The organism is Gordonia sp. 11cp (assembly GCF_057767225.1).
Genome location: NZ_JBYLSD010000002.1, coordinates 148,652 through 162,147, shown reverse-complemented (window position 1 = coordinate 162,147; position 13,496 = coordinate 148,652). Strand labels below are relative to the sequence as shown.

The window sequence follows — 13,496 nt, the reverse complement described above, 5'->3', positions numbered from 1 at the left end:
GAGGTGTCACATCAGCGTCGACCAGTACCACCAGAAACGGTGGGCGATAAGGGCGATCACTGCCAGCACCCACACCAGCGGTACCACGGTGTGCACCGTGAGGATCGCATCGAGGGCTCGGCGTGCTGTCCCGGGTGGGCAGAAATGGTCGGCATTGCGCAGGCTCACATACCAAAAGGCAACCACGACAACCACCCACACGGCCATGCAGTACGGACAGAGCGCGTTGATTCGGTACAGGCTCTGGAAGATCAGCCAATGGACGAACACCACCGCACCCGTCAACCCACTCTGCAGCCCGATCATGACCCAGGTGGGCGGCCGGCTCCCCATCAGGACCGCGACAGCAATCAGCGCGGAGAAGCCGGCAATTCCGATCAGTGAGTTGGGAAACCCGAAGACGACCGCCTGGGGGGTGTCCATCACCGATCCGCAATTGACGATCGGGTTGATACTGCAGGTCGGTGTGTACGCCGGATCGGTTGCCAGTTCGAACTTTTCAACCGTCAGCGTGAACGCAGCGATGAGCCCGATACCTCCGCAGACCGCAAGGATCCACCCGAGCAGTCGCGGAGACACTGGGAATCGTGTCACTGGCGCCGAGGGTGAGGATGGCGAGGCCTGGCGGGGTGGTGGTGGGACGGTCACTGGCGTACTGCGGATTCGAGCGCCGAGCTCAGATCGCCATAGCTCTCGGGTTTGATCAGTTCATCGTTGATGAAGAAGGTGGGTGTACCGGTGACACCCAGCGCTTTGCCGTCAGCGACATCGCGGTCGATGAGTTCGCGGGTGGCCTGCGAGTTGTAGTCGGCGGCGAATCGATCCATGTCCAGACCGAGCTCCTGGGCATAGGAGAAGAACAGATCATCCAGCGGTACCCGCTGCTCACCCCAGCTGCGTTGGGTGTCGAACATCTTGCGGTACATCGGTTCGAACTGACCTTGCTCGGCCGCGGCAGCCACGGCCCGTGCCGCGCGGTCAGCGTTGAAATGCCCGGGGAGCGGGAAGTAGCGGACCACGAAAGTGACCTGATCGCCGTATGTTTGGCGAAGCTGCTCCACCGCCGGGTATGCCGCCCCGCACCCTTCACATTCGAAGTCCAGGAATTCCACGAATGTTGCCTTGGACTCGGTCGGAGTCGATAGACGTGGGGAATCATCCCGTACCGTCATGCTCGCCTGGGCGGCAGCCTGTTCGCTGTCGCCGGCCCGGGACACCACGAACACCACTGTCAGCGCCAGGCAGAACACGAACACTACGGCGAGTGAGATCTTGACGGTGCGGCTCACCGGGGCATCCTCGACTCGAGTCGAATCTTCAGCGCTTGACCTGCCACGATGTTCACTCCCGTCAAACTACTACTACGTTAGCTAGTAGTTTACAGGCGCGCGGCCCCGGCCGGGCGACCGCGGGCGGATCGGTGCGCTCGACAAATTTCGGTGAGGGGTGCGGTGCGCGGTGGTGAGTTCTTCGGGTGCTCGGCGGGCCGGTGCGTCGTTTCCACCGATGCTTCATCCGGTGCTGCGCAGCGCTGCTGCCGTCGGCGCCGGCGGCATGCTGTACGTGAGTTTCCCTCCGCGTCAGCTGTGGTTCCTCGCCCCGTTGGCTATCGCGGTTCTGGTGGTGACGCTGCGGGGGCGGTCGTTGTGGGCGGCATCCGGCTATGGCTATCTGGCTGGGCTGGGGTTTTTCGTGCCTTTGCTGCCGTGGGTCGGCATCTATGTGGGTGCGGTGCCGTGGCTGGTCTTGGCAGCAGTCCAGGCGGTGGCGTTCGGGATCTTCGGGGCGTTGGCAGCGGCACTGGGCAGATGGCGCGGCGCGCCGGTGTGGTTGGCAGGCGCCTGGGTGGCAGTCGAAGCTATTCGTTCCCGGATACCGTTTGGCGGTTTCCCCTGGGGCCGAATCGCATTCGGTCAACCGGACGGGTTGCTCCTGCCGTTGGCGGCGCTGGCCGGCGCGCCGGGGTTGTCGTTCGTTGTGGTGCTGCTCGGCGCGGCCCTGGCCGCGGCGGCGGGGGCCGTGGTCCGCCGGCAGCCTCAGACGTTGGCCGGGCCTGCGGCCACGGTTGCCGTGATTGGACTGCTGGTGTGGACGATGACGCCCGCGGGGGGAGGCGATGACGCGGGGGAGCGGTCGGTGACGGTGGCAGTGGTGCAGGGCAATGTGCCGCGGCTGGGGTTGGATTTCAATGCTCAGCGACGCGCAGTGCTCGACAATCATGTCCAACGCACCCTCGACCTGGCCGAGGAGATCCGCTCTGGGCGGGTCGTGCGTCCCGATGTGGTGGTGTGGCCGGAGAACTCATCCGACATCGACCCGTTCGGTAACCGCGATGCTGCGGCGCAGATTGATCGTGCCGCGCGGGCGATCGGGGTGCCGATCCTGGTGGGAGCGGTGATCGCCGGGAGCAACGGCACGTCCCGCAACACGTTGGTGGTGTGGGATCCGGTTACCGGTCCTGGTCAGGAGCACGACAAACGTCAGCTGGTGCCGTTCGGGGAGTACTTGCCGCTGCGGGAACTGATGACACAGCTGTCGTCCTACGCCAGCCGGGCCGGCAACTTCGTTCCTGGCACGGGCAATGGTGTCGTCGATCTTGCAGGTGTACCGGTGGCGGTAGCGACCTGCTACGAAGTCGCGTTCGACGATCTGGTGACCGACTCGGTGCGCGCCGGCGCGCAACTGATCGCCGTGCCGACCAACAACGCGACGTTTGGGCGCACCGAGATGACCTACCAGCAACTCGCGATGTCGCGGGTGCGGGCAGTCGAGCACGGTAGGGCGGTAGTCATCGCAGCAACCAGTGGGGTGAGCGCGATCATCGAGCCTGATGGGGCCGTTGCACAACGCACAGCGCTGTTCACCCCCGATGTCCTCATCGCGCGGGTGCCGCTGAGGACAACGACGACTCTGGCTACGCGGATCGGAGCAGCAGGAGAAGGGATCTGTGCTGCCGCGGTCCTGGCGGCACTGGTTGTACGCACGTGGAGATCACGCCAACGCACCTGACGCGGCGTGATGTGCCTCAGTGGCGTTCGCGATGAGGCGTTGGTGAGCTACTCGGTGTGTCATCGGCGTCATCCGACGGGCTCGAACAGCAGCTGCACCCTGGTTCTGTTGTGGCAGCACAACTCGTGCTGGTCGCCGCGCCGCGTAATCGTGGAGCCGGCAGCAGGGGTGCCTCGGGCACCGGCCGTGGCTGATCGGTGGTGGTGGCTGATACCGGGGCGCAGCAGGCGTCGCCTGTGTCGTGGTAGGCCGCCACCGAGATGTTGAGCTTGCCGGGGGTTACCCGGTGCACGGCGCCGGTGCCCGGCAGTGCTTTCGTCCGGGCGGCGCGAATCGCGTTGGCGATCACCAGCACTTCTGCGAGTTCGTGGACGAAGACCACTGTGGCCAGGCCGAGGACGCCCGTGGCGGCCAGCGGAATCAGAACACCGATGATGGCCAGAGAGAATCCTATGTTCTGCACCATGATTCGGCGTGCGCGCCGAGCGTGGGACAGCACTTGTGGGAGATGGCGGAGATCTTCGCCCATCAACGCCACATCGGCGGTTTCGATGGCGACGTCGGTACCCATCGCTCCCATCGCGATTCCGACATCGGCGGTGGCCAACGCTGGGGCGTCGTTGACGCCGTCGCCGACCATGGCGATCGCCCGCCCGCGCGCCAGTGTGGGCAGCAAGTCGGCTTTGTCTTCGGGAAGCAGTTCGGAATGGACGGTGCTGATTCCGGCCGCCGTGGCCAAGGCGTGTGCGGTGCGATCGTTGTCCCCGGTCAGCATGACCGAGTTGACACCCAGCGCCGTCAGCTGAGCGACCGTTTCAGCGGCCTCGGGGCGAAGCTCATCGCGGACGGCGATGGCGGCGACGACGGTGCCATCGCGTTCGATCAGCACGACGGTGGCACCGTCGCTCTGCAACCGGGTGACATCGCCGGCGAGCGCGCCAGGATCGAGCCACCCGGGTTTGCCCAGGCGCAGTTGCTGTCCGCGTATCTGGCCGGTGAGTCCGTGACCGGCGATCGCGGTGACGTCCTCGGCAGGTGAGCCCAGAGCAGGTGCGGCCGCGAGAATCGCACTCGCCAGCGGGTGCTCGCTGCGTGCCTCGAGCGCGGCGGCATAGGACAACGCGTCCTCGCGGGTGATTTCGGGGGTGCTCACCACGGCGATGACCTCCGGAGTGCCGCGGGTCAAGGTGCCGGTTTTGTCCAGTGCGACGACGCGGACCCGTCCCAACTCCTCTAGTGCAGCACCGCCTTTGACCAATGCGCCATGGCGGCTGGCGGCGCCGATCGCGGCGACCACCGTCAGCGGCACCGCGATCGCCAACGCACACGGGGACGCGGCAACGAGGACTACCAGGCCGCGTTCGAGCCACAGCAGGGGATCACCGAGCAGCGCACCGATACCTGCCACGAGCGCCGCGAGCACCATGATGGCCGGGACCAGGGGGCGGGCGATGCGGTCGGCGAGACGTTGGCCGGCGCCTTTGCGTTCCTGCGCTTGCTCGACGATGTGAACGATGCGGGCCAGGGAACTATCCGCGGCGCGGGCGGTCACGCGGACTTCGATCGCACCGCCACCGTTAATCGCGCCGGCGTAGAGCAAGTCGCCCGGACCCGCCTCCACCGGAACAGATTCGCCGGTGATCGCCGACATATCCACGCTGGTAGTGCCCGCGGTGATCGTCCCGTCGGTCGACGCGCGCTCACCGGGACGCACCACCAGCACATCGCCGATGATCAACTCATCAGGGGACACGGTGATCTCGCGACCCTCACGAATCACCGACGCGGTCGGTGGAACGAGCGCGAGCAGTGCCCGCAGCCCGCGCCGGGTCTTGGTGACCGCGTAATGCTCGAGTCCTTCAGCGACCGAGAACAAGATTCCCAGCAGCGCAGCCTCGGGTATTTGGCCCAGCGCCACAGCCCCGATCGCGGCGATCGTCATCAGCGTTCCGACACCGATGCGCCCGTGGCGCAGCGACATCAGCGTCGACGGCACGAACGTTGAGGCAGCGACGACGACCGCGACCAGTTCCACGACGATGCCCGCGGTCTCTGATAGAGAGTCTCCGATGATCCAGCCGAGCGCGAGGAACACTGCTGCGGCGGCGGCGAAACGCAGCTCGCGCACCTGCCACAACCGAACCGGGCCCTGATCGACCTCGGCGTCGAGGTCGGCGGGATCTGATGGCCCGCAGCATGCGTCAGCCATGAGCTCGCCCCTGCACTGTGGCCGCCGACGGTGTCGTCGTGGCTGCGGTGGAGAGTCCTGCAATCGCGAGAACCGCTGTCACGAGAGCGTGGCCGGAGGGGGTCAACGCGTACATCACTAACCGTCCGTGCCGGCGCCCGGTCACCAGGCCGGCGCCCTTGAGTAGGCGCAGATGGTGCGAGACAAGGTTCTGCGCCAGGCCTACCACCCACGCGAGGTCGCAGACGCATAATTCCTCGCCCGACAGCAACGCCGTTGCCACTCGCAGCCGGGTGGGATCACCGAGTGCGCGAGCTCCGGCGGCGGCACTGTCGACCGCGGTCACCTCGGGTAGCGCAGTCCGGATTGTTTCTGCGTGCGGTAGATCGAGGCACAGCAGGTCGCATGTGTCCACCGACTCCTGAGTCATATCAACATCCTTACGTTTATTGATATGGCTTACTATAGGCGTGCCGGCGCGAATACCTCAACACCCATCGATATGGCGAGTGGCGTCGACAAGCTCCAGCCAGGCGGGGGGCGCCTAGGTGTCGGTGTTGCCCTTCTTCCACTGTGACCACGGGATGTTCCAGTCGCCGAGTCCATCGACTCCCGACAGTGTGTCGGCGTTGGTGTTCTTGACCGTGACGGGGTCACCGCGCAGGGTGTTCTTGACGAGCCATTCCGCGTCTGCGGGACTCAGGTTTGGGCAACCGTTGCTGACGTTGCTGTTGCCTTGCGCCGACATCGACCACGGTGCGCCGTGCATGTAGATGCCGCTGTAGGACATTTGCACCGCCCATTGAACGGGTGTGCGGTATCCCGCTGCGGACTCGACAGGCACTCCGTAGGTGGACGAGTCCATGATGATGTGCTCGACGCGATCTCCGATCATGTAGATGCCGCGGGGCGTCGGAGTGCTGTCTTTGCCGAACGAGGTCGGCATGGTGCGGATGACCTTGCCGTCTCGTTTGACGACGATTGTTTTGGTGTTGTCGTCGGCGACGATTTCCTGAGCTCTGCCAATGGTGAAGTCGTAGGACAAGTTCTCGTCGCCGTAGAGCCCGTCGCCGAGGTCGACTCCGTAAATGTTGACGGCGACACTGACTTTGGTGCCCGGTGTCCAGAAGCGTTCGGGCCTCCACCGGACCTCGGAGTCGCTGATCCAATAGAACGCACCCTGCATCTGGGGGTCAGACGACACGGTGATCGCCGCCTGTGCCTTCTTTCGGTCGGGGATGGGATCGGCGAACCGCACGCCGATCGTGTGGGCGATCCCGACGGTTTTCTCGCCGAGGATGGCCGCGCTGGTCAACGATTCCGGTGAGGTCGTGGTGAAACGCTGCGAGACGACCGATCGACCGCCCACGCCCACGGCCTCGGCTTGAACCACGTATCGCTTCGAATACCCCAGGGGCTGGGTGCTTGTCCACGTTGAGCCGTCCTCGCTCAGGGAGCCCGCCAAGGGACGGCCGCTGGCTGTGGGAATACGGACGTTAGTCAACGCGCCGCGACTGGCCGTGACAACAATAGGAAGCCCAGGTTCGACGACCGCGTTGGGCGCAAGTCGCCCGCCACCTTCAGTGGCCACAGCGATGGAAGGTTGTGTGATGTCGGCGAAGCTGTCAACGGCCCGAATCTCGTTGCTGAAGGCGGCACCTCCGGTCGAGCTGCACGAGGTCAACACCATCACCACCGCCGTCAGCGTTGCGAGCATCAGCAGTCGCGGGATACCGGCCCGGACCGACCCGCGGCATTCACGAGAGTCCGAGCACTGCGGCCGCCCACCGTGAGTCGATCGGCGATCACGTGGCTCTTCGGTAGCTCGAGTCCCTCTTACGCGGCCCATCGATTGTCGAACCCTCCCACTCGGCGCTGGACTAGGTTTACTAACCACGATAGTAGTTGAAGGCTGTGCGCTCCTCTAACCACTGCACCGCGTGAGAGAAGGTTCGAAACGTCGTCGTGGTGGGCGACCGCCGAGACACCACGTCGACCTCACTATTGCCGTGTGGCGACACCCAACAGGTAGTCCCCGCCGATGCGTGTTCGCCACCGCTCGCCGACCTCGAGACCGTGGTGGGACAACTCGTGCAGGAATTCACCGGCGGTGAACCGATCCTCGCTCGGATGGTCAAACAGCACTTGGTAGGTCGGCCGAGCAAGGGCGGTCGCGGTGACCTCGTCAAAGAAGAACCGCCCACCCGGTTTGAGTACGCGGGCCACCTCGTCCAAGGCTTCCCGCCAGTTCGGGATGTGGTGAATGATCGCGAAGTCGAAGACTGCGTCATAAGTACCGTTCTGCCCGCCGCCAACGTCGTGCAATGCTGAACGCAGGTCCGTTGCGCTACCTCGGGCGAGGTGTGCCCTGCCGGTGTGGCGGCGCAGGCGGTGGCGAGCGCGAGTAATCATCGCCGGATCGAGGTCTACCGCGTCGACGCGCGCGGCGCCGAACTCGTCGAGGATCAGCCGGGTGCCGTACCCCGACCCGCACCCCAGCTCGGCAACGTGCGCCCCCGGGGTCCGTCCGCCCAACGCGGTCAATACACGCGCCTCGTAGCGCTGCAGCCACCGCCGGGGCGGCGAGTTCACCAGAACAGTCTCCACGCGGTTCATCAACATTGGTGACCACCCTCCCACATTCATCGGCAGCGACCGCTTATTATCGTCTGGTGACGATCAATAGCATGGATGGGTGTCGAACGTCGAGAGCCGGAACGAATGTGGACGCGGCGGTGGCGTTGTTTCACAGCCTGTCCGATAGCACCCGTTTGTCGATTGTGCGTCGTCTTGCCGGCGGGGAGGTCAGGGTCGCCGACCTGGTAGGGGAGTTGGGTTTGGCGCAGTCGACAGTGTCGGCGCATGTGGCATGTCTGCGCGACTGCGGGCTAGTTGAGGGACGCCCACAAGGTAGGCAGGTGTTCTACCGCCTCACTCGGCCCGAGTTGATGGATCTGCTGGCCTCGGCGGAGACCCTGCTGGCGGCCACTGGTAGCGCGGTAGCGCTGTGCCCGAACTATGCCGGCGACGCCGCCGCAGCGTCAGCGAGTCCTACCCCGGCTGGAGCCTTTACGTGACCGACGCGACGCCGGCAGTGACGAAAACACTCCACCCCCGAGGCGTTCTCATGGCCCTGGTTGTCGTGGTGACCTCCGTCGGGCTGGCAGTCAACTCCTTCGTTGTCAGCCGACTCACCGAGGGCAGTGCGGCCGATCTGGGAGTGCTCCAATTGCGGTTAGCGTTCAACCCCGGTATTGCATTCAGCCTCGGTGATCGGCTGCCCAGCTGGGCCATACTCGCCGTGGCCGGGTTCATCACCCTCGCACTGGCCGGCTACGCAGTGCACGTCGCACCCGACGCGGGGGTCGCCGGCCGGATCGGATTTGCCGCGGTCCTCGGCGGCGCACTCACCAACCTGATCGACCGCGCCGCCGACGGCGTCGTCACCGACTACTTCCATACCGGCTGGTTCCCCACGTTCAACCTCGCGGACACATTCATCACCATCGGCGTCGTCCTGATCGTGCTAGATGTGTTGCGGCAAGATTGGTCAGCTCCGCGCGACACCTAGGGGATCGAACCGTCGCGCGGACTCGCTTAACCGGTGACTGTCAGGTAGATCAAGGCGACGTTGAGCACGATGATGACCGCTGCAGTCAGCCAGGCCAGCGACGTGGTGAGTCGATTGTTCACATCCTCGCCCATCAGCATCCTGTCGCTGGTGAAACGCACTAACGGAACCAGTGCGAAGGGGATGCCGAAGGACAGAACGACCTGCGAGACAATCAGAGCTCGGCTGGGATCAATTCCGATGGCCAACACTGTGATGGCAGGTACCAGGGTGATCAGGCGTCGGAGTATGAGCGGAATCCTGCGCTGCAACAGCCCGTCCATGATCATCGCGCCGGCGTACGCCCCGACCGAGGTTGATGCCAGCCCCGAGGCAAGAAGCCCCAGCGCGAACAGCAACGCCACCACTTGCCCCAAGGTGTCGGCGACCGCCGCATGCGCTCCGTCGATCGAATCGACCCCTTCACGGCCACGCAAAGTGGTTGCTGCCACCAGCAGCATGGACAGGTTGACCGCGCCCGCCAGCAGCATCGCCAGACCGACATCAATCTTCGTCACACGCAACAGCCGCGACCGGATCGGCCCCTCCGGTTGATGGCCGTGTCGATCCCGCACCAAACCTGAATGCAGATACACCGCGTGAGGCATCACCGTCGCACCCAACATGGCGGCCGCGATCAGCACGCTTTCCGTGCCATCGAACCGCGGCAAGAGGCCCCCCATGACAGCCCCGGGGGGAGGTGGTGCCACCACGGCGCTTGTCAGAAAACCGATGGCAATGACAGCCAGCAAGCCAATGATCACCCGCTCGAACGGTTGCTGCCCTCTGCGGTCTTGGACAAGAAGTAAGACCATCGACACCGAACCTGTGATGACGCCACCGATGAGCAACGGCAGGTCGAAGAGCAGATTCAGCGCGATAGCTCCGCCCACCACTTCGGCGAGATCGGTTGCCATAGCGACAATCTCAGCCTGCACCCAGTAGGAGAGCCTGGCGGTCCGCGACGCGCGCAGACGCACCGTCTCAGGCAATGACCTGCCCGTGACCACCCCGAGCTTGGCAGAAAGGAACTGCACCAACCCTGCCATCACGTTCGCAACCACGATCACCCACACGAGGAGGTAGCCGAACTGGGCGCCAGCGCTGATATTGGACGCGACATTGCCGGGATCAACATAGGCGATGGCTGCGACGAAGGCCGGACCGAGCAGTAGGGACCCAGACCGAGCTCGCGCGAACCGCGGACGAGCCGAAGCCATGACCTCTCGCATTGCCGCCCCTCAATCACAAAGTTCGGTCTACCGAATACAACTATTCGGTACACCGTAGTTGATGGGGCGGCACATGACGAGGCTTCGTGAGCTTGGTTGGTGGGGTGACGTCTTCGACGGCCTGCAAGTACGAGTGCGCCGCAGCGGGGCGCATCCCTGCTTGTCATCTGCGTGTCGAAATACTACGCTACGTAGTATTTTGATGTGGGCAGGAAGAGCAGGTGGGACCCGGATGGCGATGCGGGCGAGGAAGTCCCGGCGGCCGATGATGCTGGGAGTCGACTGGCAGACAGCTCAGGATCACGTCGCCGACCGCGCACTCTGTTCTCTCGCGAGGGATGACGACTTCCCGGGTGCGGCGTTACCCATACGACGACGATGATGCACACCGGCACCATCGAAGCGCCGACGCCGCGACGAGTACACCCGGCGCTTGGCCCCCTGCGCAGATTGTGGCGCTCGCTGACGTCGATGAAAACAGCACTCGTGCTGCTGTTCCTGTTGGCTGCGGCCGCCATCCCGGGCGCTCTGCTGCCGCAGCGCCCACTCAACGAGCAGAAGACTGCCCAGTACATTGCCGACCGCGGCGCCCTCGGCACTTGGATGGACAGACTGCAGCTCTTCGACGTCTTCGCCAGCTCGTGGTTCACCGCGATCTACGTCCTGCTGTTCGTGTCGCTTGTGGGATGCCTCACTCCCCGGATCCTCGAGCATCTGCGAGCGGTCCGAGCCCGTCCAGTTCCCGCGCCGCGCAACCTCACCCGCCTGCCGCGGCACCTCGAGGACACCGTAGAAGGAACACCCGAAGAGGTTGCTACCCTCATCAACGCCAACCTCCGGGGCTGGCGCCGAGCCACCACCACACGACCAGCGAATGCGCACCGACCCACCGCAGCCGTAGAGATCTCCGCAGAAAAGGGTTACCTTCGCGAGTGGGGCAACCTCGTGTTCCACTTCGCCCTACTCGCCTTGCTGATATCGATCGCGGCCGACAAACTCTACGGCTACGAAGGCACCCGCAGTCTCGTCGCCGATGGCACACAAGGGTTGTGCAACACCTCGACCGCGGTTTATGACTCATTCCGTGCAGGCAGCCTCGTCGATGGCACCGATCTCTCACCATTCTGTGTCCGCGTCGAGGGCTTCGATGCCCGGTTCCTGCCGAGCGGTCAGCCCGACATGTACGAAGCCGACGTCACCTACACCGGGGACGTGCGACAGTCCGATCCCGATACGTGGAGCACTGCACGCGTCCGAGTGAACGAACCGCTGCGAGTAGCTGGCGACCGCGTCTATGTCCTCGGCAACGGCTTCGCACCGACGTTCACTGTGACGTTCCCCAACGGTGAGCAACGCACTCAGACAGTACTTTTCATTCCCGACAACTTGCAGACGATGCTGTCCTCCGGCGCGGCCCGTTTCGATACCCCAGCCGGCCTCTACCCCGACCCAGACGAACGTCGCAATCGACAGATCGCGATCGAGGGCCTATTCGCGCCCACCGCAGCATTCCAAGGAACCCTGCTCACCTCATCGTTTCCCGTGCCGAATGATCCGTATGTGGCGATCAGGATCTACCAAGGCGACACCGGACTGGATACCGGTCGCCCGCAGAATGCGTACTCCTTGAACCGAGCGCTCATCGAGCAGGGTCGGCTCCAGCAGCGGGCACAGGTCAATCTCAGCCCGGGACAGACTCACACCATCGCCGATGGCACCGTGGTGCGCTTTGATGGGTATGAACGCTTCGTGTCCATGCAGGTATCACACGGGCCGGCACAGAACTGGGTTCTGTTGTCGGCGACCGTGATGCTGGCTGGGTTACTTGTGTCTCTACTTGTCCGGCGTCGCCGAATCTGGGTGCGGCTAGTGCCCGTCGAAGTCGACGGCCAACGACGCACCGCAGTAACAATCGCGGGACTGGCCCGCACCGATCAGGCCGGGTGGGGCGAGGACTTCGACCAGCAGGCGCGGCGATGGCTGACCCAGCCAGGGCCGACAAACCGCCGACCACGGCGCGCACATCAGCCATGAACTTTCACATCCGTACAGATCTCATCTCATGAACCGCCCCCGCTGCAGGACGCGGCACCGAGCCAACTGTCGCGTCACAATCCATCCCGATCGCATTCACCCCACACGGAGCCACATCGACCATGCGCACAAACACTTCTCACAGCGCCACCACCACGCCAGCCTCTTCAGCCAGATCCCTGGTCGCCATCACGCTGCTGTACAACGTCGCGCGCCTAGCACTCGCTGCTGCGCTAACTGGACTAGTTCTGTTGGTCGCCTACCTAATTGACGTGGACGTCCCGTTTTTCGTAGCCGTCGTGCTCGCCGTGATTCTCAGTAGTCCAGTCTCGATGATCGTCCTCAAACCCCTACGAACTCGTATCAATCACCGGGCCGAAGCAATGGACTCCCGCCGAGCAACCAAGAAGGGACTCGCCAGACCGGACGCGCCATAGGTTGATATCAGACCAGCAAACATGGTCAGCAGGCCGCCTGTCCGACAGGTGCCGGAACATGCAGTGCAGTCTGCCGGATCGGTGAAACCAACGCAGTTCACCCTCAATGACCACAACCACCCGCACACCGATCCTCTCAAACGATCGGGGTAGGCGCCCATCTGTGTGGCCGTCGAACCGATCACTGCGCCCGCGGATTTGGCCCGACCTAGTCCCGCCTCGAAGCTCGCGACACCTGAGCGGGACCACTCGTCGTCACACCTCCCGCGCCGATGAGGCGGGTCATCCGACGACGTAGACTCCCCGGGTTCTCAGCCACTGTGCAGGATCGAGTTTGGGTCCATCTTGCTGCCAGACCTCGTAGTGCAGGTGTGGGCCGGTGGAGTAGCCGCGGTTTCCTACCGTTGCGATCTGCTCGCCGGCCAGGACTCGCTGTCCGACGCTCACCAGTGTCTCGTTGATGTGCCCGTACACGCCGATCGTGCCGTCGTCTTGCAGCACTCGTATCCATAGACCGAAGCCATCAGCCGGACCGGATTCGATGATCTGCCCGTCGCTGGTCGAGACCACCGGTGTGCCAATCGTGTTGGCGATGTCGAGGCCATAGTGCGTGGTACTCCATCGAGCTCCGTAACTCGAGGTCACGGTGCCGTAGGTCGGTGCCGCCGACCGCGGCCGTTGCGGCACCGGGGGTTCAGGCGGCCGCGCGCGATCTGGCTGTGTCAGTTCTCGCATAGCCGAGGTCAGCTCATCGCGTGACGATGCACGTGCCGACGTGCGGCTTCGCTGTTCGTCCACCGATCCGACGGTTACAGAGCGTGGGGCTGCTGCGGGCTGGACGTCGACGGGCACGCCAGCCTGAGTCAGGGGAGTGACCGTCAGGTCGTGTCGATCGGCGACCGCAGTGGCCGCAGTCCCGCCGGCAGCGCATAGAACCACCGCGGCCATGAGTGATCCACCCAACCCGGCCGCAGCCGCCGACCGAG

13 protein-coding genes are annotated in these 13,496 nt (G+C 64.4%); 5 read left to right on the top strand and 8 right to left on the bottom strand.

Annotation, left to right across the window (positions count from 1 at the left end):
* Nucleotides 1–6 precede the first annotated feature (6 nt).
* A complete protein-coding gene (locus AC3B6C_RS25590) occupies nt 7–579 on the bottom strand; it encodes a vitamin K epoxide reductase family protein (RefSeq protein ID WP_211540803.1) in 573 nt (190 codons plus the stop codon).
* A gap of 65 nt (nt 580–644) precedes the next feature.
* On the bottom strand, nt 645–1,289 hold the full coding sequence (locus AC3B6C_RS25585) for a DsbA family protein (protein ID WP_075863778.1): 645 nt from the start codon (nt 1,287–1,289) through the stop codon (nt 645–647).
* A gap of 217 nt (nt 1,290–1,506) precedes the next feature.
* On the opposite strand from AC3B6C_RS25585, the gene lnt reads away from it, so the two are divergent.
* Entirely contained in the window at nt 1,507–3,009 is a 1,503-nt protein-coding gene (gene lnt / locus AC3B6C_RS25580) for an apolipoprotein N-acyltransferase (RefSeq protein ID WP_211540778.1), read from the top strand.
* Nucleotides 3,010–3,025: 16 nt separating this feature from the next.
* Here the strand turns inward: lnt and AC3B6C_RS25575 are convergent, their stop codons facing one another.
* The 4 genes from AC3B6C_RS25575 to AC3B6C_RS25560 all read right to left on the bottom strand — a co-directional run bounded on the left by AC3B6C_RS25575 (nt 3,026) and on the right by AC3B6C_RS25560 (nt 7,819).
* Nucleotides 3,026–5,218 (bottom strand): heavy metal translocating P-type ATPase, encoded by a 2,193-nt coding sequence (locus tag AC3B6C_RS25575; RefSeq protein WP_258325143.1) that lies wholly within the window; start codon nt 5,216–5,218, stop codon nt 3,026–3,028.
* The gene (locus tag AC3B6C_RS25570) at nt 5,211–5,627 is read right to left on the bottom strand and encodes an ArsR/SmtB family transcription factor (RefSeq protein ID WP_258325142.1); all 417 of its coding nucleotides are present in this window, start codon (nt 5,625–5,627) and stop codon (nt 5,211–5,213) included. The genes AC3B6C_RS25575 and AC3B6C_RS25570 overlap by 8 nt, the downstream gene beginning before the upstream one ends.
* Nucleotides 5,628–5,741: 114 nt before the next feature.
* Nucleotides 5,742–6,914, bottom strand: a complete 1,173-nt coding sequence (locus AC3B6C_RS25565) for a L,D-transpeptidase (RefSeq protein WP_211540786.1) — start codon at nt 6,912–6,914, stop codon at nt 5,742–5,744.
* Nucleotides 6,915–7,198: 284 nt separating this feature from the next.
* Entirely contained in the window at nt 7,199–7,819 is a 621-nt protein-coding gene (locus AC3B6C_RS25560) for a class I SAM-dependent methyltransferase (RefSeq protein WP_488376485.1), read from the bottom strand.
* A gap of 50 nt (nt 7,820–7,869) precedes the next feature.
* Here AC3B6C_RS25560 and AC3B6C_RS25555 point away from each other — a divergent pair, with 50 nt between their 5' ends.
* Both AC3B6C_RS25555 and lspA read left to right on the top strand, forming a co-directional pair.
* Nucleotides 7,870–8,274, top strand: coding sequence for an ArsR/SmtB family transcription factor (locus AC3B6C_RS25555; protein WP_211540792.1), 405 nt, complete (start codon nt 7,870–7,872; stop codon nt 8,272–8,274).
* Nucleotides 8,275–8,324: 50 nt separating this feature from the next.
* Nucleotides 8,325–8,768 (top strand): signal peptidase II, encoded by a 444-nt coding sequence (gene lspA, locus AC3B6C_RS25550; protein ID WP_211540795.1) that lies wholly within the window; start codon nt 8,325–8,327, stop codon nt 8,766–8,768.
* A 26-nt stretch (nt 8,769–8,794) separates the two neighbouring features.
* Here the strand turns inward: lspA and AC3B6C_RS25545 are convergent, their stop codons facing one another.
* The gene (locus tag AC3B6C_RS25545; protein ID WP_211540797.1) at nt 8,795–10,039 is read right to left on the bottom strand and encodes an Nramp family divalent metal transporter; all 1,245 of its coding nucleotides are present in this window, start codon (nt 10,037–10,039) and stop codon (nt 8,795–8,797) included.
* Nucleotides 10,040–10,417: 378 nt separating this feature from the next.
* On the opposite strand from AC3B6C_RS25545, the gene resB reads away from it, so the two are divergent.
* Together resB and AC3B6C_RS25535 are read left to right on the top strand one after the other, a co-directional pair.
* Entirely contained in the window at nt 10,418–12,073 is a 1,656-nt protein-coding gene (gene resB, locus AC3B6C_RS25540; protein WP_249146427.1) for a cytochrome c biogenesis protein ResB, read from the top strand.
* Nucleotides 12,074–12,195: 122 nt separating this feature from the next.
* Nucleotides 12,196–12,510 carry a DUF4229 domain-containing protein gene (locus tag AC3B6C_RS25535; protein ID WP_211540798.1) on the top strand — a complete coding sequence of 105 codons (315 nt, stop codon included), beginning with the start codon at nt 12,196–12,198 and terminating at the stop codon, nt 12,508–12,510.
* A gap of 282 nt (nt 12,511–12,792) precedes the next feature.
* Here the strand turns inward: AC3B6C_RS25535 and AC3B6C_RS25530 are convergent, their stop codons facing one another.
* Entirely contained in the window at nt 12,793–13,155 is a 363-nt protein-coding gene (locus AC3B6C_RS25530; RefSeq protein ID WP_338858013.1) for a M23 family metallopeptidase, read from the bottom strand.
* Between the last annotated feature and the right edge of the window lie 341 nt (nt 13,156–13,496).